This window comes from Daejeonella sp. (genome assembly GCF_030684675.1).
Classification (GTDB): Bacteria; Bacteroidota; Bacteroidia; order Sphingobacteriales; family Sphingobacteriaceae; genus Daejeonella.
This window is the reverse complement of the sequence record NZ_JAUXXZ010000058.1, coordinates 51,022-75,457: the sequence shown is the minus strand read 5'-3', so window position 1 is coordinate 75,457 and position 24,436 is coordinate 51,022. Positions and strand designations below refer to the sequence as shown.

19 protein-coding genes are annotated in these 24,436 nt (G+C 40.4%); 3 read left to right on the top strand and 16 right to left on the bottom strand.

The genetic code is table 11. The annotated features are described in order from the left end of the window. Window positions 1–492: 492 nt before the first annotated feature. From Q8M41_RS12485 to Q8M41_RS12420, 14 genes are all read right to left on the bottom strand, one after another. Window positions 493–1,713 carry an MFS transporter gene (locus Q8M41_RS12485; protein WP_305365613.1) on the bottom strand — a complete coding sequence of 407 codons (1,221 nt, stop codon included), beginning with the start codon at window positions 1,711–1,713 and terminating at the stop codon, window positions 493–495. Between the two features lie 198 nt (window positions 1,714–1,911). Further along, entirely contained in the window at window positions 1,912–3,207 is a 1,296-nt protein-coding gene (locus Q8M41_RS12480; protein ID WP_305365612.1) for an aminotransferase class V-fold PLP-dependent enzyme, read from the bottom strand. A 149-nt stretch (window positions 3,208–3,356) separates the two neighbouring features. Further along, complete coding sequence (locus Q8M41_RS12475) at window positions 3,357–5,039, bottom strand: SusD/RagB family nutrient-binding outer membrane lipoprotein (protein WP_305365611.1); 1,683 nt, start codon at window positions 5,037–5,039, stop codon at window positions 3,357–3,359. Window positions 5,040–5,082: 43 nt separating this feature from the next. Then, window positions 5,083–8,796 carry a SusC/RagA family TonB-linked outer membrane protein gene (locus Q8M41_RS12470; RefSeq protein ID WP_305365610.1) on the bottom strand — a complete coding sequence of 1,238 codons (3,714 nt, stop codon included), beginning with the start codon at window positions 8,794–8,796 and terminating at the stop codon, window positions 5,083–5,085. A gap of 98 nt (window positions 8,797–8,894) precedes the next feature. Further along, window positions 8,895–9,983: a FecR family protein gene (locus Q8M41_RS12465; RefSeq protein ID WP_305365609.1), complete on the bottom strand. Its 1,089-nt coding sequence runs from the start codon at window positions 9,981–9,983 to the stop codon at window positions 8,895–8,897. A 47-nt stretch (window positions 9,984–10,030) separates the two neighbouring features. Then, window positions 10,031–10,597, bottom strand: a complete 567-nt coding sequence (locus tag Q8M41_RS12460; protein ID WP_305365608.1) for an RNA polymerase sigma-70 factor — start codon at window positions 10,595–10,597, stop codon at window positions 10,031–10,033. A gap of 64 nt (window positions 10,598–10,661) precedes the next feature. Further along, on the bottom strand, window positions 10,662–12,023 hold the full coding sequence (locus Q8M41_RS12455; RefSeq protein WP_305365607.1) for an alkaline phosphatase family protein: 1,362 nt from the start codon (window positions 12,021–12,023) through the stop codon (window positions 10,662–10,664). Beyond that, window positions 12,016–13,242: a metabolite traffic protein EboE gene (eboE, locus tag Q8M41_RS12450; RefSeq protein ID WP_305365606.1), complete on the bottom strand. Its 1,227-nt coding sequence runs from the start codon at window positions 13,240–13,242 to the stop codon at window positions 12,016–12,018. Before eboE ends, Q8M41_RS12455 begins: the two co-directional genes overlap by 8 nt. A gap of 21 nt (window positions 13,243–13,263) precedes the next feature. Next, on the bottom strand, window positions 13,264–14,430 hold the full coding sequence (locus tag Q8M41_RS12445) for a 3-dehydroquinate synthase (protein ID WP_305365605.1): 1,167 nt from the start codon (window positions 14,428–14,430) through the stop codon (window positions 13,264–13,266). Window positions 14,431–14,501: 71 nt separating this feature from the next. After that, window positions 14,502–15,383, bottom strand: coding sequence for a UbiA-like protein EboC (eboC, locus tag Q8M41_RS12440; protein ID WP_305365604.1), 882 nt, complete (start codon window positions 15,381–15,383; stop codon window positions 14,502–14,504). A 4-nt stretch (window positions 15,384–15,387) separates the two neighbouring features. Then, window positions 15,388–16,401, bottom strand: a complete 1,014-nt coding sequence (locus tag Q8M41_RS12435; protein ID WP_305365603.1) for a TatD family hydrolase — start codon at window positions 16,399–16,401, stop codon at window positions 15,388–15,390. Continuing rightward, a complete protein-coding gene (locus tag Q8M41_RS12430; RefSeq protein WP_305365602.1) occupies window positions 16,385–17,263 on the bottom strand; it encodes an EboA domain-containing protein in 879 nt (292 codons plus the stop codon). Before Q8M41_RS12430 ends, Q8M41_RS12435 begins: the two co-directional genes overlap by 17 nt. 116 nt (window positions 17,264–17,379) lie before the next feature. Next, on the bottom strand, window positions 17,380–17,754 hold the full coding sequence (locus Q8M41_RS12425) for a transmembrane 220 family protein (RefSeq protein ID WP_305365601.1): 375 nt from the start codon (window positions 17,752–17,754) through the stop codon (window positions 17,380–17,382). Window positions 17,755–17,832: 78 nt separating this feature from the next. After that, window positions 17,833–18,651: an MBL fold metallo-hydrolase gene (locus Q8M41_RS12420; protein ID WP_305365600.1), complete on the bottom strand. Its 819-nt coding sequence runs from the start codon at window positions 18,649–18,651 to the stop codon at window positions 17,833–17,835. A 120-nt stretch (window positions 18,652–18,771) separates the two neighbouring features. Here Q8M41_RS12420 and Q8M41_RS12415 point away from each other — a divergent pair, with 120 nt between their 5' ends. From Q8M41_RS12415 to Q8M41_RS12405, 3 genes are all read left to right on the top strand, one after another. Then, window positions 18,772–19,326: a hypothetical protein gene (locus Q8M41_RS12415; RefSeq protein WP_305365599.1), complete on the top strand. Its 555-nt coding sequence runs from the start codon at window positions 18,772–18,774 to the stop codon at window positions 19,324–19,326. Window positions 19,327–19,867: 541 nt separating this feature from the next. Next, the gene (locus Q8M41_RS12410) at window positions 19,868–20,755 is read left to right on the top strand and encodes a carbon-nitrogen hydrolase (protein WP_305365598.1); all 888 of its coding nucleotides are present in this window, start codon (window positions 19,868–19,870) and stop codon (window positions 20,753–20,755) included. Window position 20,756: 1 nt separating this feature from the next. Further along, window positions 20,757–21,794: an agmatine/peptidylarginine deiminase gene (locus tag Q8M41_RS12405; protein WP_305365597.1), complete on the top strand. Its 1,038-nt coding sequence runs from the start codon at window positions 20,757–20,759 to the stop codon at window positions 21,792–21,794. Window positions 21,795–22,172: 378 nt separating this feature from the next. Here Q8M41_RS12405 and Q8M41_RS12400 read toward each other — a convergent pair whose 3' ends face one another. Next, entirely contained in the window at window positions 22,173–23,312 is a 1,140-nt protein-coding gene (locus Q8M41_RS12400) for a putative sensor domain DACNV-containing protein (protein ID WP_305365596.1), read from the bottom strand. Window positions 23,313–23,360: 48 nt separating this feature from the next. After that, a complete protein-coding gene (locus Q8M41_RS12395) occupies window positions 23,361–24,389 on the bottom strand; it encodes an LLM class flavin-dependent oxidoreductase (protein ID WP_305365595.1) in 1,029 nt (342 codons plus the stop codon). Between the last annotated feature and the right edge of the window lie 47 nt (window positions 24,390–24,436).

Sequence of the window (24,436 nt, the reverse complement as noted above, 5' to 3'; positions counted from 1 at the left end):
GAGCACTGTTCCAAAACCGTTCATATCAGATAAGCCTTTGCGAAGGACGATTCTCCCGGTTTAAAACCGGGACCAGTGCCAGCAAAATCAAAAAAAGCAGCAGATTCATTCAAATGGCACATCCGAGCATTAGATTTTGGGATCATAACCTGAATGCTTTCATATTCAGATAACCCCCAAAAGCAGCGATCACTTTTTTTTGATGTGCGGGGGCTTGTGACCAAGGCACCTAGGGATTGAAAAGGGCTTTTGTTTCTTTTGGCCCCTCAAACCTGAGCCGCCCTTCAGCGGCGAAAGCATGAACACCTTTAAAAAACAATAAAAACAAGTGAATAACAATTGGCCTTCCCGGCTATAGAGGGAGGCAAGGTTGAGGGGGAGGGCCTATAATTTTGAAATAGCTAATATTGCTACTTGAAAAACTGTATCTGTATGTTCTGACTATTACTCAATTTAACTGGAATGCGATGATGACTAATTGTCTCTTTCTGTCTATTCCAGATAATCGAGATCTTTTGTAAATGTTTCCTCCATTTTATGTAGGGCCCAGAAGGCTAGTACAAGACTCAGCGTAGCAACAGCTATCCCCGCATGAATCATCGAGCCATTAAAAACTCCTTTTAGATATTGAAAAAGAATTGACAAAGGAACTACTGCGCCGCGAACAAAATTGGGGACCGTTGTAGTTACCGTTGCCCTGATATTGGTTCCAAACTGTTCTGTGGCTATGGTCATAAATATAACCCAGTACCCCACTGAAAATCCGAGAAACAGACAAATTGTATAAAATGCAAACAAACTGATGTCATGTAGCATAAAGTATGCTGATATAGAAATAATGGACAAAAATAAGTAGGTGTAAATTACTTTGATACGGCTTTTTAAAAGCTGGCTTAGCAAGCCACTGGCTATGTCCCCCAGGACAAGTCCGGCATAACAACAAGCCACAGCAGCACCTGCATTTACATCTCCCTGCACACCCAGCACCTTACCGAATTCTGGTGAAAGAGTGATTAATATCCCGACAACAAACCACAAAGGAACTCCAATTATAATACATCTCAAATATTTGATAAACCTTTCCCGATTGGTAAACAGCGAAAAGAAATTCCCCCTGTTGGTATGGTGGTTATTAGTCTTCCCGAACATCCCTGATTCTGATACTCCAAACCTCAATAGCAATAATGACAAACCAAGTCCGCCGCCAATAAAAAATGAAGTCCTCCAGTCAAAATACTGCGCTATAAAGTAGGCAACCACTGCCCCACTCACACCAACCGCTGCTACAATTGTTGTGGCATAACCTCTTTTTTCTTTGGGCATAATCTCTGCAACCAGGGTAATTCCGGCACCCAGTTCCCCGGCAAGGCCAAAACCGGCAATAAATCGCCAGAAAGCATAAGCTTCTACTGTATCAACAAAACCATTGGCAATGTTGGCAACGGAGTACATAAAGATTGAACCAAACAAAACCGACAATCTGCCCTTTTTATCGCCCAGAATCCCCCAGAATATTCCACCAATAAGTAATCCTATCATCTGAACATTCAATAAGAAAATTCCGCTATCCGTAATATCCTGTCCTGTTAATCCAAGCGATTGTAAACTGGGAACCCTCACAATACTGAAAAGCAGGAGGTCATAGATATCTACAAAATAACCTAATGATGCTACAAGCACTGCAGCATTTAACAGCTTTGTTTTATTTTCCATTTTTGGGATTGGTATATATTATTTTAAAGCAGGAAGAAAATTGCCTGCATAGAAATGATCAATTAACAAATGAATTAAGGAATACTCAGGTTTATCTGAAGCAAAACAATCTCAGGCAAAAATCCGGAAGGATATTTGTTCAGAAATTAAAAAAACAAACGGCATCTAATTAAGGATGGTAAATAATAATAAATGTAATTACTTACCTGCTGCTGCAATCTCCTTGATCGCTCTGACAAACTTATCAAGCTCAGGCAAGCGGGTATAAACATGTGGAGTTACCCGTACACAACTAACATTCTCATAATCAATTGGCACGGTATGGATTTTATATCTGTTAAACAGAATTCTTTCGAGTTCTCTTGGTGGAATGCCATCAATACTTACACCGCAAATTGCACATGAATAGGCAGATTTCAGAGATGTTTTGATCTTCACTTTGGGAACATTAATTACCCGTTCAGCCCAATAATTTTTAAGATATCTTACACGCTCCTCTTTACGCTTATTACCTATGGCCAGCTGGAAATTAATTGCTTCGCCAATGCCCTGCTCGATAGGGAAACTCCGCGTTCCCAGGGTTTCAAATTTTCTGATATTTGTACCGCGGGGATCACCATTTGCCAGTAAAGGCCAGATTTTTGAAATTTTATCCTGTTTGATCCACATCATACCGCTGCCAATAGGAGCACTCAGGAATTTATGAAGCGAGGTAGCAAAATAATCACAACCTAAATCAGGAATTTTAAAGTCCAGTAATGCGAAAGAATGTGCCCCGTCACATACTACTTCCAAACCATGGCGATGTGCCATATCGCTAATCTTTCTAACCGGAAGAATCTGTCCAACCCAATTTATTACGTGGGTAACATGTATAATTTTGGTTTTAGGAGTAATTGCATTCTCGAAAGCCGCTACAATTTCTTCATCATTCTCAACAGGAAAGTTAAAACTTAACTGTTTGTAGACAATCCCATCACGCATAGCTCTTTGTTTCCATGCATTCATGTGGTTTGGATAATCCAGTTTACATCCGATAACCTCGTCACCTGCTTTAAGATCCAGACCCAGAACTACCGTATTCAAAGACTCTGTAGCGTTGCGATTGATCACAATTTCTTCCTTATTGCATCCCCCAAGCTCAGCCAATTTCTCACGTAAAGGTTCTCTGCCCTGATCAAGAATTTCCCACATAAAGTAAGAAGGACCTTCATTAGTCAATTTATTATAACGTTCAACTGCCTCCTGAACCACCCTTGGCGAAGGACTAACACCACCGTTATTCAAATTTATAATTTGAGGGCTAACAGTATAAGCTTGCTGGATAACACTCCAATAGTCTTCATCTGCAGCCACAGAAATTGGCGAAAGATGATTAACTCTGGAATTGGCTGATGAAATTTCTGCAGCGTGTAATTCATTAAACAAACTGTTTGCTGAGAAAGCTCCGGCCATTAAGCCTAGCTGCTGTAAGAATTGTTTACGTCCTGACATTATTTTTGGATGAAATTGAAGGTAAGTATTTTATTAAAATCTACGATTAAAAACAAAATTTATCAATTAGTTGATTCATAAAGAGCGGTTTGAATGGCTTTAAACACCTTTCAAACCACTCTGCTAATTTTATTGATTTTGTCTACAGGTTAATTTCCTTTGCCATAATCCGGAGATTTCTTATCGAACCAAATCCTTTCAGCATTCAGTTTAGCGATAGTAAAATCGTTAGGAGTGAAGCCCTGTTCAGTCATGGCTGCAGTCCAGTTAACTCTGTTAACCTGTCCCGGATCAAGTGTCCACCATCTTCTTGGAAGCACATCACTTATTGGTTCGCGTGCAAGTAATGTAGAATTAGTTTTTGGATAACCTGTACGGCGGGCAAGAGTAAATGCTTCGTTAGGCTCGCGGTAAAAATTCAAAAGGGACTGGATGTAAATTTTTTCCAGATCATTTGTTCCATCAAGCTTAACTTTTGGATTCGCCAATTGTGCATCAACCAAAGCATCAATGTTTGTATATGATGTTGAACCTGCTGCAACTGCGATCTCATTCATAGTCTTTGCCGATGCACGAACACCTTTATTGTACCATTCTGCTGCAGTTCCCTTCGTATTAACTCCGATACCGTAGCCCTTTTGTACAAATTCAGCTATTTGAAAACAAACCTCAGCATATGAAAACAATACATCGATAACTGTACCACTTCCTCTATCTACCGTTGGTGCAAAGAATTTACGGTTAACAGTTGAAATCAGTTGATACCTGTTTGCACCACCTGCATTAAGTGGATTTACAAAGTATGTACTTACCGCAGGATTAGACTGAAAATCAGCCGGACCGCCCTGATACATAATGTTTGGATCACTGGTATTTATCCAGGAAGGCAATGTCCTATTGTATTTAGTCAAAGTATCTCTGAAACTTCCCTGCAAAGAATTTTTGTCATAATAGATCCCAAGACGTGGATCAGCGGATGACTTCAGAAATTCAATTGCTGTTCCAACCGCAAAGTGACGGCTGTAAATATCAATATTGTAACCATCAACTCCGAAAGGGAAATAGGTAGGGTTTGCATGAACTAACTGATCAGATGTAGAGCTGAATGGACCAACGGCATCTGCCATTACCTCTTTGAAAATTTGGGTTGCCTTTGCAGGATCCTGATTCTGGTACCTGGCGGCAATTCTCAATTTCAAGGAATTGGCAAGTTTGATCCATTTTGTAACATTGCCTCTAAAAAAGACGTCATTATCACCATATGAAACCTGATTACTTGAATTCTTCTGTAGCGTAGTAATTGCATCAGACAATTCTTTTAACCATGTAGTATATAAGGTTTCCTGATTGTCATATTTCGGACTGTATTTAGCTTCGTCCCGGCCTTTGTTGGCTTCGGTATAAGGCATTGAGCCATTCATATCACTTACCTTTAAAGCCATCATTACCTGTGGGATATAGGTAATCGCGTTGATTTGTTCGTATTTCTCCTTATCTGCTTTAAGAGCAATTATCCTGCGCATCTCCACCAAATTTGGCAGAACACTTGAATAAAAAAGGTTATAACGACCATTTACGGCGGTAGTAGATACTGCATAACTTTGACCTGTCACTAATTGACATGCTGACAAAAAATGTGTAAACCCTTCATTCCAATACTCGCCACCGCGTGAAGTTTGCATTGGCACTAATGAGGAGGTAAAGAGCAACCTTACATCGACATCAGTAACAACATTTGGATTAACATTTACTGTATCAAAATCTTTAGTACATGAGCTTGTAAACAAGCTGGTGAATGCTGTTATTATGATATATAAAAATTTCCTTTTCATTTCTATCTTATTTAAAATGTGTGTTAATAATCAATACTGATTATTAGAAACGGACCTTTAATGAACCGCCAATTGACCGGATCATTGGTAAAAATCCTTCTTCACCTACTGCTGAAGTTAAATTGGAATTTAACGATGCAGGATTCATATCAAAAGGTAAAGAGTTGTACAAATACCCCAGATCCCTACCAATCACACTTACAGCAATTCCGTTTACCTTAAGCTTGCTTGCAATGCTTTTTGGAAGGTTATAGGATATTGCTATCTGACGAAGCGCAACCCAGGTACTCTCCCTTATCCAGAAATCAGATACACCAGTAGAAGAAGATGCATAACGATAGTAGAATTGCGGTGCATGTGTAGGCTCAACCAAACCGGCGGTATAAGCCTCTTTGAAAGTCATACCACCCACATCTGCAGTAGTTCCATTCGGTAAAGTGACCTTTTGACCTATTGGGAATACTCCATCTATAATCATCCCGTCATCATAGGTAATTCCGTCATATTTACTGGTCCAGGTAATCCCTCCGTGTTCAGCATCTCTTCCAAATAATGTATTCGGAAGTACGCCTGTATGAGTTCCTGACCTTAGAGATGACATAGCCATATCCCCTCCGACTTTTGCATCAAACAAAACATTCATTGACCAGTTTTTATATGATAAATCATTGGAGAATCCACCTCTGAATTTAGCGTTGATATCGCCGATATCCTGGTATTTATTGCTTCTTTGAGGGAAAGCAGCACGAGCATCATTTCTCCAGGCAAGTACAGTCATTCCGTTTTTAGGATCTGCTGCATTTCCAGGGTTAACATACTTTAAAGATTGGGTAGTAGATCGGATTGTACCATAAGATTTCCCAACAACTGCCCATGAGCTTGCATCAAACGCTGCACCACCAAGGAAGTAGTCTGATCTTCCTTCTGCAAGAGAAACGATTAAATTCTTGTTTCTTGAGAAAGTTAAACGGGAATTCCATTGAAAGTTCTGTGTCTGAACCGGAGTTCCGTCCAGAGAGATTTCAACTCCTCTGTTCTGAATATTACCTGCATTAATTTTAACTCCGGAAACTCCTGACTCAAGAGGTGTTGAAATATCAACAATTTGATCGTAGGTATTATCCTGATATAAAGTAACGTCAAAACCTAAACGGCTCTTCAGGAAACGCATTTCCATTCCAATTTCTTTCGAAATTTTTCTTTCAGGTTTTAAATTTGGTGATAAAGTACTGCTGGAACTAAATCCTGCACGAGTAGGTTCACCCGGTAGTCCGATAACCTTTCCTGCAAATCTATATCCCGGATTGATCACAAATGGATCTGTATCTTTACCTAAGGCTGCGATGTTAGTTCTCAGCTTTGCAAAAGTTACGATGGCAGGAAGCTTGAAGGTTTCAGAAGCAATCCATGAAAGACTGGCAGAAGGATAATTGTAAAAATTATTTCCGGTTCCATCTTTATATGTTAAAGCCGAAGACCAGTCACCACGCCATGTTGTAGCCAGATAAAATTGATTTTTATAATCAAAATCAGCACTTGCATAAACAGAATTGATTTTTTTGTTATAGTTTATACCTCCGGTAACAAGCGGCGAATTCACAGAGTTGGTAATAAAATAATTACCCGGTACCATTAATCCTCCTGAAGTATTTCCCTGAGTGAATGAACTGATTGAATTGTACATTTCAGCTCCGGCAAAACCACTAAATCCTAAATCCTTCGCTATTTTAATCGTATTGAATGAAAGTATTCCCTTAAGGAAGTTGCTTTCTTTTTTCGACTGATTTAAAGTATAACCTCCACCGCTAAAGTCAGTAAACTGACCAAGAGCTTTGTTTTCATACTTGTCATAGTTATTATTCATGTTACCTTCAACGGTAAAATTGGCCCATTTGGTCAACTTTGCATTTAAAGCAAAGCGCCCCATAAAGTTCCTGCTATCCATTGTGGCAACCGTATTATGCATGTTGAACCAAAATTCAGGAGCCATTACTTTATTGGGCTCCAGTGGATTGGTTCCTCTGGGTGATCCGCCAAATGCCTGACTGGTATATCTTGCCTGCTGATTCCAATACTTCGTATCATAATTACGAGGGAAAATCCAGGAATAGGCAACTCCCCAGTTATCTCCGGCAAAAGTATCAGTATACGGTGCCCAGGCAAGATTCTGAGGATTTGTGTTATCACTTGCTGTATATCCTCCACTTACATCTGTGCTTAACCAATCAGCTAGTTTGTGAGTTATTCTTAAATTAAAATTATTCCTCTTCATCTTGTTCGCTACAGAGATCCCGGTCTGATCGTCGTGCGTTGCTGCAAATCTGTAGGTGGTTTTATCACCCGCGCCTGAGAATGCGACACTGGTAGTACCTAAAGTACCATTCTGGAAGGCATCGAGGTAGTTATTAGGAACAGCTTTATATTCTGTCCAGGTACCATCATAATTACGAACTTTCTGATTGGCAAATCTTGGACCCCAGTTTTCATTTTCACGATTAATCGCAGGATCGATGTATGGATCCTTGGTAATCGGATCTATCGGGAATACTTTCGTAGTCCACATCTGATTTGGCTGGTAGTTCGGATCCCTGGCATCTGTAAAGAATGCTCCCACAGAACCTCCACCATATTCATTCTGGAATTCAGGACCTTTGTATGGATCGTAAACCATGAAATTTTGCGAAAAATCAACGCCTATTCCATTTGCTTTACTACCCTTTTTTGTAGTAATCAGCACCACCCCATTGATAGCTCTTGAACCATATAGAGCAGCAGCTGATGAACCTTTCAAAATCGAAACACTTTCAAAGTTTTCGCTATTCAGATTCGACAGGTCATTCGCAAAATCACGACCTCCTGCAACAGATTCATTGTCAACAATAACCCCATCAATTACAAATATGGGCTGATTATTCTGGCTTAAGGTTGAGTTTCCCCTGATTACAATTCTTGAGTTTCCAAATGGTCCGGATGCACTTTGGTCAATTTGTACACCTGCAACTTTTCCCATCAATGAATTCACCGGATTTAATTGCTGAGTAGCTGCCAGGTCGCTTCCTTTAACTTCAGTCACTGAGAATCCAAGACTCTTTTTCTCCTTAGACATTCCCAAAGCAGTTACTACCACTTCATTTAAAGAAGTGTTTGCCGCTTCAAGTCTTACATTAACAGTGCTCCGGCCATTGATTGAGACCTCCTGGGTGTTAAAACCGATATAAGTGAATACAAGTACAGTGACATTATCGGGTACATTGATCGTGTACTTACCGTTCATATCTGTTGTAGCTCCTGTTGATGTCCCCTTAAGTTTAATGCTAACCCCCGGAAGAGTCTCACCTTTTGCATCGGTGACAACACCAGTAACAACAATGTCCTTTTCTTCTTTACTTTGAGGCGATATAACTACCAGGCCATTATCCAGAACACGGAATTTAAGCTCCGTATCCTTTAATATCATGCCCAAAACATCCATTACAGGAGTGTCTTTAACGCTTAGGGTAATTGATTTGTCTGATGGCAGGTTTTCTTCGCTGTATAACAGTCTGATATTGCCTTTTTGTTCCAGAATTGAAAAAGCTCTCTTAAATTTCACGTTCTGGAAATCCAGATTTACTTTAACATTTTGAGAATAACTGTTCGCTGATACTTCCAGGACAAGAAGGAATGTTAAGGTTATTGTCCAGTTTAGCATTAATAGGAGTTTTTTGGTTGTGAAATCAGGTAACAGAACTTTATTGTATAGTTCTCGTTTTTTCATACTTTTGTGAATTACAAGGTTAATAATCTGATTATGTAGTTGGACTACGGTTGGATTTTAAAGGCAGGGAATGTTGGCGCATTTCCTGCTTTTTTTGTTTAGTAGATTTTTACTTCATTTTCTGTGAGTTTATAGTTAAACGATTTAATTAATTGCATGGCTTCTAAAGCCTGTATTATATTCTCATTGATAAAAATTCCTGTAAACCGGTAAGACCCGATCTGAGGATCTTCCAATATTATTTTCACATTATACCAGCGCTCAAGTTTTGGAAGCAGCTCCTCGAATGATTCATTCTGGAATACAAACTTGTTTTCTGTCCATGAGATCTCTTCTATATATTCATTTCCGCCAAATACAACCGGGGAAATATTTTCAATTGTCAGCACAGAGCTGCTTTTTTGGCTGCCAGGAATCTGGTTCTTTTTAACCATCGCAAATTTTTCAGATGGCTTCAGAATAAATTTCTGATGAGTACGGCCATTCACAGTTAGCTCAACTGAACCTTTCATTAAAGTGGTTTCAGATTCCTCATCTTCCGGATAATCCCTGATGTTAAACTCTGTTCCCAAAACCCTAATGGCAACTTTACTGGTTCTTACAATGAAAGGATGAACTTTATCATGGGCTACCTTAAAGAATGCTTCCCCTGTCAGACTCACATCCCGCTGCTTTCTGTCCAGTATATCCGAATTGTAAGAAATTTTGCTACCGCTGTTTAGCAGAACGATGGTTCCATCGGGCAGTGTAAATTCTTTACGGATGCCCTTTCCTGCAATAACCTCTATTCGTTCCTCCTTAGCTATTGGAATATAATTTTTTACGAAATGAATTGTGATAAGTAGTAAAATACTGGCAGCAACCGTCAGGAGAAATGCTGGTTTTTTAAAAAAGGTCAGCTTTAGTTTAGCATCTGATTTGAAATCAAGCTCAGTTTTATGTTTGAGTTTGTGCTTATTGAACACCTCATCAAGATCAGGCTTCTCTTCATTGCGCCCCAGCTCCCAAACCTGCTCCAGCAAGGCTTCATAATAAACTGCATCAGGTGATTTCGTCAGAAGGTATGACAATTCACCCAACTCCTCAGCCGTGGCTTCCCCTGCAATCTTACGGGTTATTAATTCAATAATGCGCTGTTCGTGCATACCTGTTTCAGACTCTTTATTAAGTATTTTCTTTAAGGACAATAAAAAAGGAGGAATTCCCTAGTCGGTACTAAAATTTATTTTTATACCTATTTAATCTGAAACTCAGATTTGAAAATTTTGGCCAGCTTTTGCGTGGCGGCTACCAGGTGGGCATCAACAGTTTTGACTGAAATAGATAAGATCTCACTGATCTCCTTGTAACTGAGATTGTTTTCTTTTGCCAGTTTAAACACAAACTGGCACTTTGGAGGCAATGATTGTATTGCATTCTCAAGCCTTATTTTCAACTCATTATCAATGATAATTTGCTCTGGACTTGAGCTGTCAAAAAAAAAGCTCATATCGACTTCATCAATAGAGCTTGTTTTATTCTTTGATTTTTTTCTGAGAAGGTTTAATGAAAGATTTTTAGCAATTACAAGTGAATAAACATGAACATTTTCAACTTCAGGTAAGGTTTTTCTATTCTTCCATAACGTAAGCATCACATCTTCTGAAACCTCTTCAGCCTCTTCATTTGAACGCAAAATGCAAAAAGCAAATTTCTTTACAGGTAAATAAAGGAGGTCAAACATTTCCCTATATGCCTGTTCACTGCCTGTAAAGGCTATTCTTCTGACAATATCCGGCAAATCTTGAAATTGCTGTTTCACTCAGGCGATATGAATTAAATGTAAGGGCGCAGAAATTTAATTAATAAATTAACAGGAAAAAAATCTATTCTTTATTTTTAGTTAATATATCCCAGATCAGGTCATAAACCTGGGTAGCGATAAATTTATCTCCCTGATTTTTTCGATCTGAAATTAATACCGGCTGATATTCCGGTGGCACTCCCGTCTTGCCATGCGAACCCCTTACCAAACCCGCATCCAGAGGAATCACATCCATCACATACCTGAATCCAGCTTTCTTCCTTAAAAGTTTATAGCCAGCACGTAATTTAGAACTCATGAACATCTCAACCGGATCATAGCCAGGTTTTTTATGAATATCAACACAGCGGGCGTAATCGGGGGCTTTCTCATCATCAAGCCAAAAATAGTAGGTAAACCAGCTTTCTTCATCTGCCATTAGTACCAGATCACCGGAACGTTCATGATCAATATGATATTCAGCCTGCTGAGCTTTATCCAGAATCAATTCTACACCTTTAACCTGCTTCAAAATTGAAATTACCTGATCCCTGCACGAAGGGTCATTGATATAAACATGTGCGATCTGATGGTCTGCTACTACAAAAGCTTTAGAAGCCCCCGGATCCAGCAGTTCAAGCCCTCTTTCTTCGCGGATTGCGAGCAGGCCATGTTCACGGAACAGTCGGTTCAGATGCAAAGGATGCTTAACAGGTGCTATCCCATATTCAGAGAGAATAATGATCTCTGCAGAGCGCTGTTCATAAAATGTAACCAGCTTCCTCAGCAAATCATCAATCTGGCTTAACTCTTTGCCAATCATTAAAAAGTCAGGCCCAAACTTTTGCAGACAATAATCCAGATGTGGTAAATAAATCAGGCTCAGTGTCGGGTCATAAAGTTCATCTGTGATCATAGATGCTTCAGCAATCCATTTTGAAGATTCAATATTGGCACCCGGTCCCCAGAACTGAAAAAGGGGGAAAGCACCGAGTTTTTTCTGAAGAATATCACGCAGACCCGCAGGATGGGAATAACAATCCGGCATTTTTCGGCCATCTGCGAGATAATTTGGGCGTGGTGTCACGGCATAATCGGCTGTCGAATACATATTATACCACCAGAACATTTTCGAACAGGTGAATGCCGGATCAACTTTTTTTGCTCTTTCCCAGATTTTCTCACCATTCACAAGCTTATTGGATTGTTTCCAGAATTTGATTTCACAATCAATCCGGTCATACCATCCATTTCCAACAATTCCTGTTTCTGATGGCCATTTCCCCGTCAAATAGGTAGATTGGGCAGAGGTAGTCAGTGCCGGCAATACAGGCTCAATTCTTATGAGGTTTTTGCGTTCAGTATATTCTCTTAAAAAGGGCATGTATTCACCCATCACAGAGGTCGACAATCCAACAACATCAATAACTACAGTTTTATTCATGACCCTGATTTTTAAGCAATAATTCTTTCACCCAGTTCAGTTCCCTGACAATACTCTCCCCGATTGGTATTTTCAATGCCTCAGGCAACACTTCCCAGGTATAGGTTTCAACTTCCATGTGCTCAGTAAATGGCCTGTTCTTCTGAATTTTCAAAACTTCAGAGATATCATCCTGAGTCGACTGAAGCAAGCCAAGTTCTCTGATAAATACGGGTACATGAAAATGTGCCCGCCATTCTCTGACCAATGGATTAGTATAATCACTTAATGCTTCGGGCAGATCACGATATCGTATCAAAAGCCCATCATCCTTTCTTGCCACAACCTGGTGGAGATAGGTCGGTTCATTATAATTCGCAAATGCATCAGCGATACCCGACCTGAATTCCGGATTAAGCGGAAGGTCTGCCTTTAAGGCAGCACTGATTTGAATTTTACCCACCCGAATTCCCTTATTGCCAAGGAGTTCAATAACGTCTGAATGCGATTCATATCCTATTGCAAAATGACATACATCATAACAAAGGCAGATATGTTCTCTTATAAGTTGTTCAGCTTCTTCGGGACTGATACTTAGCCGACCCGGCAAAATTTGCTTTGAAAGGGGTATAAGCACACTTTCAAACCAGTCGACAAATTCGGAAGCCGACTCCAGAATACCATCGGGTTCAGGTTCAATATCCAAATGCATTTTCACACCGCTATTTTGCCTGATTCTGATCAGCTCTTCTGCTATCTCAATAATATTTTTAGTAGCAGTGAATACTGCATTTTGAAAATCATTCTTATCCGGAAACCAGAAGCGATAACTAAGTGGAGAGGTCGAGATCCCCCCTTCCATTCCTTCAGGTAAAAGCTTAGCAAGCGTATTAAAAAGCCGGATAGTATAATCTACTCTTTCTTTGCTGGTCCAATCAGGGGCATGAACATTATCCTTTACCACAGCATGATGAAAATCTCCGTAAGGAAATCCATTCATCGTAAATACATAAGCATTATTGGCTGACAGCCATTCCTTGAACTCTCTCAGTTCTTCTGCACCCTGAATATCCAAACTTGCCGAATTGGAAAGCCTTAAACCTATGCCCATAGCCTGGTTCCCGCAAACTTGTTTCCTTATGCCTGGAAAATTTTCTTTTAATGCAGCAAAATGATCCTTCCAGCTCTCACCCGAATGGATATTGGTACAATAGCTTAAATGTCCGGATGTGAGTTTCATAAATTAAATCAGAGATACGGGTTAAGCTTTGCTGCTTTCAAGATGGAGGCCCTTTAAATATCCGGAGGCCTGTATAAGTATTTCATTATCAATCTGATGCACCTCCAAACCTTTACCTATACCATTGAGCAGCATGATCGTAAGTTCACCACCCAAATGCTCCCTGAACTCTTCAAGCCCTGATAAGATTGCTGAATTGTTCGCAGATATCTGCATGATTGGGTGCGAAATTTCAAATCCCAGTTTAATTAATAAATCCAAAACTCTGTGGCTTTCAGTATCGGTCAAATGTCCGGATAAATTAGAATAAACTGTGTCAAGTGCCATCCCCATCGCAACAGCCTCACCATGGAGTACTTCAAAATCTGAAAGCTGTTCTAGCTTATGGGCACTCCAATGACCGAAATCCAGTGGGCGTGAAGAACCGCTTTCAAATGGATCTTTACCTGCAATATGCTGCATATGGAGTTCTGCACATCTCTTGATCAGATAGTTCATCGTGTCTATATCCCTCTCAACCAGTGCACCTGCATTGTTTTCTATCCAGAGGAAAAATTCCGGATCCTTGATCAGGGCAACCTTAACTGCTTCTGAAATCCCGGAGCGCCAGTGCCTTTCATTTAAGGTTTTCAGATACTCCTGGTCATTGAATACTGCTACCGGAGGTGCAAAGGTTCCAAGAAAGTTCTTCTTACCAAAGTAATTGATCCCATTCTTTACTCCAATGCCTGAATCATTCTGTGACAATACTGTCGTGGGAATCCGGATATGCCGGATACCACGATGTGAAACAGCTGCTGCATAACCAACCAGATCGAGGACTGATCCTCCTCCAATTGCAGCAATATAGGAATGCCTGTCTATTTTGCAGGTATTGACTGCTTCAATTATCCGGTCAAAATAGGTAATATCATTTTTTACAATTTCTCCTCCCGGAACCATAATGATCTCAGGCACCAATTGTACTGCATGATGAACCTTAAAATATGTTCTTATTTCAGTAATTACATCATTCCCGGCATCTATGAACCCCTGATCAATTACGAATAATATTTTACGGGGATTATTGCCAGTCGATATACCATTCAAAAAATCATTGAACAGGGGGTTCGCCGGACTAAAAAGACCGGATGTGAAAAAGACCTTGTATTCGAACTTAATGGTAAATGACTGCTGTAAGTAATTCATAAAGATTGATACTCCGGCTAAATTCAAACAAGCTGTAGGAGCTGATTATTTTTGATAAAGATAAATTTCAATTAAGTAACTGCAAAACATTTTGCCAGCCATAAAGATAGTGGCAGAAGCGCTGCGATCAGCAAAGCAAAATAGATCTGTCCAGAAGCTGAAGCCCATGCCGCATCCATCAAAATTAGAGAGATTACACCTGCCTTAACTGCCTTTCCTATATTCCTGCCAACCGGATCCTTTATAGCCACAAACAAAGGCTTAAATATCATCCAGGCAAAAGCAATCAGAAAAAGACCTGCGTACAGCAAATGCTGCTGCAGGTAAGCAGAATACAGGATGGATCCGATCACGATTAAATATAAAAAGGCTCCGGTATACAGTTTGTTTCTGTTTGATCCATGAACCTCCCCCTGACTGATCATCGTAATTGAGAAAATATAAATCAATGGGATCAGACCCAGAAAATAGTGACTTTGTAGTGAAAGGGAGAGAATACTGATTCCCAGCAGGAGATTTAATCCACGGCAAAGACCCATATTCAATGGACCAATGAAGGAATGGTGTTTGCCAAATCTATTATAAACCAGGGCAAAAACAAGAATCAGAAAGGCAATCATACCCGACCAGACTGAAAATGCAAAGGCCGCTGAAAGACCTATTCCTAAAAGGATGATTCCAAGCACTGTGGCTTCCCCTATACTTATAGCCCCACTGGGTATTGCCCTTTCAGGTCTTTCAATCTTATCAAGTTCGGCATCGAAAACATCATTAAATACAATCCCTCCACCGTACAAACCAATTGTTGACAGACAAAGCAGAAATACCGGTAAAAATTCCTGTCCAGCCCCAAGAAAATAGCCCGAAATAGCTATTCCTGCCAATACATCTGCAACCGAGGTTACGATATTGGCTGGCCTCATCAGACGCAGAAAAACCAGGAGTTTTTTCAAGGCATTAACTGATAATCATGGAAGATTTATCCGTTCTTGGCTGTTGCCCTCCACGAAGTACAGTATTGCCTTCAAACTTTTCTGATTGATCAATAGATTTGGGACTTGTAAAATCATTCTCGTCGATCTGTCCGCTCTGGGCAAATGCTGTGATTGCATTAGAATAGGTAATCAGGCGGATATCCTCATCACTAATTCCACGCAATTTCATCAGGGCAGCGGTTTTTGGAATAGCTAAAGGATCACTGATTCCCCAATCGGCTGCAGAGTTGATCATGATGCGCTCCGGACCATACTGTCTGGCTAGTTCAACCATACGCTCATTGCCCATTTTGGTAAAAGGATAGATCGTAAAAGCAGCCCAGAAGCCTCTGTCCAGAACTTCTTTAACCGTTTCCTCATTATTATGATCAATGATAACCATATAGGGGTCAATACCATGCTCAATTGCAATGTCCATACTACGCTGGGTTCCCCTCTTCTTATCACGGTGAGGAGTATGAACCTGAACCGGAAGTCCGGCCTCTTTGGCAAGCTCCAGCTGAAGGCGATAATATTTTTCCTCTGCAGCAGTCTGATCGTCGAAACCAATCTCCCCAATTCCCACTACCCCTTCTTTGTAGATAAATAGAGGCAAAATCTCCATCACTTCGGTAGCCAGCTTCTCGTTATTTGCTTCTCTTGAATTTAGCCCTATTGTACAGTAATGCTTAATCCCAAATTGAGAGGATCTAAACCTTTCCCAACCTACCAGACTGCTGTAATAATCCCTGAAGCTGTCAATGCCGGTACGGGGTTGACCCAGCCAGAACGCGGGCTCAATCAATGCTACCACCCCGGCATCGGCCATTGCCTGATAATCATCAGTTGTACGTGAACTCATGTGAACATGAGGGTCGAAGAATTTCATGCCATTTATGATCTCTAGATCCATGGCTTCAGAAGGCACCTGTGGTCTTCTGTCTTCAAATGAATGGCTGCAACACATATTGAATATTAATTTATATTTTTTCTTCATCCTGAGCCAGACTAGCCCAGGTTAGTTCATTATTTTTAATTGCATCCATAAGCTCCGGATAGCTTTTCAGAAGCTCTGAAGCTGATGCAGAGCCGGATTGAACCAGGGTTAATGCTGCAGCCTGCTTCTCTCTCAAACTCCCCTCAAAAAGCACTTTTTGAAGATCATGAATTAAACCTTCATCCAAAAACTTACTCGCAAACCTCCATAAAAATGGATTGATTTTTCTTTTTGCAGCCCACCTTTCGTGTGCATAATCTGTGAGAGTAAGGGCAAGCTCAGCATTAGCTCTTTCATCAATTCCAGGAATCTGAATAATATCCTTATCAGTAAAAAAGGCTTTCAGAATAAGTTGATTCCAGGCCTTTTCATCCAGGTATTTCTCAGGATAGGGATTATGGTACATGATCGCTTCGAGTACAAGACCGATATTGCTGCGAATTCCTTCTGCGCATCTCAACTTCCAGCAATCAGGCCAGGCCAATACTGGCAGGGATGAATACAGAGCAACGAGCTCGGAAACCTCTGCAGCCAGGAACAGATTTTCAATAGTTTTAATATACTTTTCCTGATCTGAAGGATTAAGATGTAACAATAAGCATAACCGGCCAAGTTTATCCATGGTCCAGTTTTCTACTGTAAATCCGGGTTTTACATGATCAACTTTACTTATCAGATCCTTACTGATTTGAATAACAGATTTCCCGGTCTTTCTGGGCATTACCGCAAATGCAGTATTGATCTGCCTCGAATCATCCGACGATAAATTTTCACTTAGCCAGGTCCAGGTATCCGGACTGAGGTTTGAACGGCTTACTTCTGTAATGAGTGCCCTTAATCTTTCTGCATCGTAATCGAACATATCCAAAGAAATTGAATTTTTTTTCTAGTCGGGAGGACTAAATATTGCGAAAAATATCAAAAAATAACGATAATATGAAGTAAAAACGATGAATTTACCGGCATTAGAAAATTATCTCAAATGCCGCCTGCCATAAAATAATTCAAAGCCAGTGCAGCAGAAATAATCAGCAGACCAAAAAACTCTCTGGTCATTTCAATATAAGGCTTCGTTGCCTGCATACTTTCAGTAATACTTGGTTGTTTATATTTAAAAATCCAGTCTTTAACCCCATCCTTCCTAAAGAATAAAATTATAGCATAAACCAGGTAAAACCCGATCAGGAACAAATAAGTTACCGGGAAGAACATCCCAAAGCCCGCGAGTCCACAAAAAACAGAAGCCGCAAGATAAATCGGAACCCAAAGCCAGGAATCATTGTCATTCACATTAAACCAGGCAAAGACCAGGAAGGAAAGACAGAAAATAATATTCAGGATTATTAAGACCATAGCTGATTAACTAAAACACAATTCGAATATAAACATTCAGGCTGATTAGAACAATGATAATTCCACAACAATACAATTTCAGAATAAGGAAAATTGGATTGTTTCAGAATTTGATCTTTCGGCAGGCACATCAGAATCAGTAATATGGTAAATTTCTGATTCCTGATCTCTTGATGCTACCGTAATTTTAGTATTACATTTAATCTGATTGAATAACTCCATCACTATTCGGGGATCATTATTATCTCTCGAAAGATGTGAGAGCAGGAGATGACTCATATGAGTTCCATTGCCCGAAAAAAGTTCAAAAGCCTGCGCATTCGAAAGGTGACCATTTATTCCGCGAATCCGGGCTTTTAAATGATAGGGATATCTTCCATTTTCAAGCAAATCCTCATCATAATTAGCTTCAAGAAATGCAGCGTGGCATTCGCCGAAGTACCGGATAACATGTTCACATGGAAATCCAATATCCGTGAAGACCCCAACCGTAAAACCTTTGCACTTTATCGTAAAACTATGTGGCTCAGAAGCATCATGAAATTTAGGGAAAGGCGTAATGACAAGGTCCCCGATATTGACAGATTGATGGGCAATGAATGTTCTGATCTGGTCAGAATCCAGATTAAGCCCTGACCGGCTGAGCGTCAAATTAGTGATGTAAACCGGAAGTCTGTATTTTTTAGCAATCACCGTGATTCCCCGGATATGATCGGCATGTTCATGTGAAACAAAAATCGCCCTGATTTTTCTCATAGCAAGCCCCAACCGTTCCATCCTTTTTTCAGTTTCACGACAGGAAATTCCTGCATCAACAAGTATTGCATCATGCTCATTTTCAAGATAATAGCAATTGCCATTACTGCCAGAATTTAATGATGCAAAGCTTAATGCCATTTGAGCTAATTGTTGATTTGGAAGATTCCTTTGGCCATAAAATTACAGAAAAAGGATTAAAGACATCAGCTTATGTGATTATATTAGCGGGATAAATAAACCGATCAGCAACTGAAAAATATGAATATAAAATCATTTTCTCCACGAAACCTGTTTTTGTTTGCTGCCCTCCTGTTGCTTAGCAACAGTGCTATATCTCAGCAAAGACGTTTGATAAATTATACTGAAATAAGTGCTCTGATTCATGGCAGCACCTCATTGACAGGCAACCCAACATTCAATGGATTCAGAACACGTACCGGAGTTACAAAACTCCTTAATGAGAATTTCGGAATTGGATTTGCCCTGGGAACAGATAATTATCGGAAATCGGGTGGAGGCAATTACAATACTTTGCCCATCACACTCAATGCAGCTTATTACCTCGACCCTAAACTCAGCGGACTCAAATTAGATGCTTATGGCGGGTATGCAGTGAAGCTCTTTAATAATTTAAGCAAAGGTTTGACTGCCGGTGCAGGACTTTCGTACTCCATACCCGTAAATGGAGGACTTAATTTAGGCCTGCAAACAGGTTATAATTATCAGAAGATCGACTTCCCCGCAAACTTCCAGATTTCAGAGAACTTTGATATGGGTACCATACGTTTGGGGCTTGGATTAACATTTAAATAAGTTATTGTTTTAATTTATCAAGGCTGTTTATTTGGGCAGACCTTTGATTCAGTACTTGTGATCTAGTAGTGTCCAGTAAAAATTTTGTTCTTCGACCCTAAAGGGGTCGTATGTTTATAGAACCAACCAAAAAAAAATCCTTTGCCGACCCTGAAGGGGTCGAATGTATTTGAATTTCACATACGACCCCTTCAGGGTCGGGATTTCCTTATCAACGTAATTCTATAAACATACGACCCCTTCAGGGTCACTAGAAAAATCTCAAGCTGAAAGTGCATTCATCAGGATTGACAAACCCATTAAATGATGAAATTGGACTTTTGGGATCAAGCTTGTCTGTCCAGATTGAAGGGGCTTTCTTTTAAAAATCGGCTAAAAAAAATTCAATGAAATACATATTGTTTTTCTGAACTTAATTTTATCCGGACACTGGTGACTTGCGATCTTAAGGCTGACAGGGTTTAGAACCCTGTCAGCCATTCAACCTTATTAAATTAAATTCATTAATTTTGCAGTTTTACGGCTCCTATAAGCTTCCATTATGTCAAAAAGTACCTATAAAATAGCTGTGCTTCAGCTTAACCTGAATGATGTTGCAGAAAACAATTTGAAAAAATGCCTGACTTGGGTTCGTAATGCTGCAAAACAGGGAGCCGAAGTAATCTCATTACCGGAACTTTATAGCAGTCATTATTTCTGCCAGTCTGAAGACACCGCAAATTTTGCTCTGGCAGAACCACTCTACAGCACTTCATTTATTGCTTTCAGTGCATTGGCAAAAGAACTTGGGGTGGTGATTATCGTTCCTTTCTTCGAAAAAAGAATGGCAGGCATCTATCATAATAGTGCCTATATCATTGATACTGATGGCTCGGAGGCCGGATTGTACCGAAAGATGCATATTCCTGACGATCCTCATTTTTATGAAAAATTCTACTTTACTCCCGGAGATATCGGTTTTAAAACTTTTCCAACACAAAAAGGAAAGATTGGCACGCTGATCTGCTGGGATCAATGGTATCCTGAAGCCGCAAGATTAACGGCTTTGCAAGGTGCTGAAGTATTATTTTATCCAACGGCTATTGGCTGGCATCCGCTCGAAAAGGAACAATATGGTGAAAAACAGCATGGGGCCTGGATGAATGTAATGAAAGGACATGCCGTTGCAAATGGAGTATATGTTGCCGCAGCAAATCGTATTGGCCTCGAACAATATTTACCTGATACTGCAGGTATTCAATTCTGGGGTTCATCATTCATAGCTGGCCCGCAGGGGGAGATCCTTGCCCAGGCATCACATGATCAGGAAGAGATTCTTATTGCAGAGGTTGATCTCGAACTACAGGAAAATGTGCGTCAAAACTGGCCCTTCTTCAGAGACAGAAGAATTGATGCCTTTGGCGATATCACAAAAAGAGCCATAGATTAATATGAGTACAGGTAGAAGATTTCCTGCTGAATGGGAAAAACAGCTGGGTATATTACTTTGCTTTCCACACAATGGCAAGGACTGGCCCGGCAAATTTGCTGCTGTTCAATGGGATTTTGTTGAATTCATCAAAAAAATAGCTGAATTTGAAGAAGTCTTTCTTTTGGTCAAAGATGAACAACAGAAAAATAAAGTCTTTGAAATGCTTGAAAAGGCTCATGTAGATCTCAAAAAGCTGAGTTTTATTTTTCAAAAAACTAACCGAAGCTGGATGCGTGATTCCGGCCCTATCATCGTTAAAAATGGCAATAAGAGGGAAGCTTTAAATTTCCATTTCAATGGATGGGCAAAATACAAGAACTACAAGCTCGACAGACACGTTCCATCAACTGTAGCTAATCATCTTAAAATCCCACTGACACCAGTTTTTCGTGATGGTAAACCGATTATTCTCGAAGGTGGTGCCATTGATGTGAACGGAAAGGGCACGCTCCTTACTTCCGAAGAGTGTTTGATGCATCCGGATATCCAGGTTAGAAACCCGGGCTTCAGCCGTGCCGATTATGAAGCAGTCTTCAGGGAGTACCTTGGAGTAAGCAATGTGATTTGGCTTGGAGATGGAATTACCGGAGATGATACGCATGGACATATTGATGATCTCTGCCGCTTTGTGAATGAAGATACAATTATCACTGTTGTAGAATCAGACCCTAAGGACAGTAATTATAAAGCATTACAAGATAATCTGAAACGGCTTCAGGATGCAAAATTAGAGAATGGGAAATCACCCAAAATAGTCAGTTTGCCTATGCCTTCACGACTTGATTTCGACGGACTACGCTTACCTGCCAGCTATGCTAATTTTCTGATATTGAATAATTCTGTTCTTGTTCCAGTATTTAATGATTACAGAGATCTTGAGGCATTAAATATAATTGCAGGTTGTTTCCCTGACCGAAAGATCATTCCAATAAATGCGACCGACCTGATCTGGGGATTTGGAACTTTGCATTGCTTAAGTCAGCAAATTCCGGAGTAATATGTTACCGGGCAGGGTTGAGTTTTATTTAATTTAATCTGAGTTTTTGATGGGGAAGGGTAAAAGAGTACTTTACAATTTGTCAGAAAAGGCTCCGAAAACATTAATAGATTTTTGAAACCAATACCTGTGTCTTATAGGCTGGTTCAGCCCTTTCCTCCGGGGTAGTTCCGGCAAGAAATCACGTTCTATTAAAAATTACGAATGGCCGGAAGCTACCTCCTCCGGCAAGGTTTATTTTACAAAGAGCTGTATTTCATAGGGAGGGACGGCCCGGCAAAAGTACCTATCAAACACACATCAATTTAATGCCTGGTAATACACATCGCTGAATACACGATTCCCATTTACTAATTTGCTAATTTCCAAATTTTCAAATTAAAGCAGTAAACTATCTATCCGGTGCGCATGTACCAGATTCTCACATGGTGACCATGTGAAAATGGTAAAATGACCATCCTGAGAAGCTACAAGAGCGATTGAATCGCGCTGATCATGAACAAATTGTGCTGCAGAAATATGTCTTGTACCTCCGCTGCTCGCTGGGTTAACGATTTTTCCTTCCCCGCCAACCACAGGTTCAGTTAAGAGTACCCGCTCAACTCTCGGGCTACCATCAATCCTGCCAATCTTCGCACCAAAAGCCAGCACCTCATAATGATCACTGATCACTGTTGCACCGTCAATAGCGGTAAGTCCGGCGATACTTTCAATCTCCCGGCTGAGTTCTCCGAGCCATACACTTGATGTCCATTTACTCTGATCATCATTCATCAGGTCAGTCAGGCCAGTGAATGCCGGAGAAACAGCATACTTAACAGGCTTCAATATAGATTCACGCCAGGCATCAGTTCCTGAAGGAACCACAAGTAAGATTCCGCCATGCTTGTGTGCACGCATGGAAGTGGCAAGCTGAATCAGCACATTTACAGAATTATCATCGGAATCTGACGTAAACCCAAGTAGAGAAGTCAGTAAAATAGGGCAATCCGGTAAATTTGCACTACTCTCATCCACTACCTTAATTTGATCCCCGCGAAGAACCATTATATTGGTAAATTTCCCGAAACCATGCATCCTCCTGTGTTTGATAACCAATAAACCAGGCTCAGAAACATCCAGCACAAAACAACAATTAGGAATTTTATGGGTTGTACCCCAAACATACAAGCCACTTTCATCATACCATACTCCCAAATGAACTCCCGGACGCTCAACCCCGGGACCCAGCTTGGTCAAGACTTTGCTACTGAATTCAAGTTTTTGCTCAAACTGAAGTGCAGAACCTGCCTGCACTGGGGAAAGGAAGGCAATTGAAATTTTTGGAGAACTTCCCTCCTCTCTTCTTAAGCTTGCCCAAAATGCTATATCCAGCATGATTTCAATCTGGATTGCTGAGGGTGCAGCAGCCAGATCTGGTTCAGCCCTTTGCACGGCTTCATGCAAATGGTCTGCAAAATGCTTTTCTGCAATTAATGCAACAGCTGATGCTGCTTTGTAAGTCGAAAGAGTAGACATAATTTAGAAATTCAGCTAAAACAGATTCGCTTTGTTATGAACAAATTTTTATTTGATTCTTCCGGAGGCATATTCCGAAATAATTTCATAGGACCGAACCCTTGCATTATGATCAAAAATATGAGAATTAATCATAATCTCATTCACGCCGGTATTTAAAACAAATTCAGACAGCTCGGATCTCACCTTAGCTCCTGAACCAACAAAAGTATATTTCAACATTTGCATTACTGCAAAACGCTCTGCCTCATTCCAGACCGAATCCATCGAAGCGACAGGCGGCTGAAGACTTGTCCGTTTGCCTTTAATTACATTAAGAAATGTAGTAAATAATGAAGTAGACTGAAATTCGGCTTCCTTGTCTGTATCGGCTGCAATAACATTTACACAAGCCATTGAATAGGGCTCTTTCAGAGATTCTGACGGTCTGAAGCTTTCACGATAAACCTGCAGTGCAGAAAATAGCTGAGCAGGCGCAAAATGACTTGCAAATGCGAATGGCAAACCCAATATTCCTGCTAACTGGGCACTATAGGTACTGGAACCTAGCAACCATATTGGAATATCCAAACCTTCACCGGGGATTGCTCTTACTACCGACTCTGAATTATCTGATGACAAATATGTTCTCAATTCCATCAGACTTTTGGCAAAATCTTCTCCGGCACCTTCCAGGTTCCGGCGTAATGCCATAGCCGTTAACTGATCTGTACCAGGAGCGCGACCAAGGCCAAGATCTATTCTTCCTGGAAATAAAGATTCAAGCGTACCAAACTGCTCTGCAACAATCAATGGAGCATGATTGGGTAACATAATTCCACCAGAGCCAACCCGTATGGAATTGGTTCCGGCTGCTATATGTGAGATCAGAATAGAGGTGGCTGAGCTTGCAATCCCTGCCATGTTGTGATGCTCTGCCATCCAATAACGGGAATATCCGAATTTTTCGCAATTCCTTGCCAGATCCAAACTGTTTTTAAATGAGTCGGATGGCGTTTTTCCGGACAGAACCGGAACAAGATCAAGAACAGAAAATGGGATAGATAAGTTTGAAACTGAGACAGAAGAATCTTGCATAATTTTACAGGATATTCCCGGAGATTATGTCCTGGAAATATTCTGCA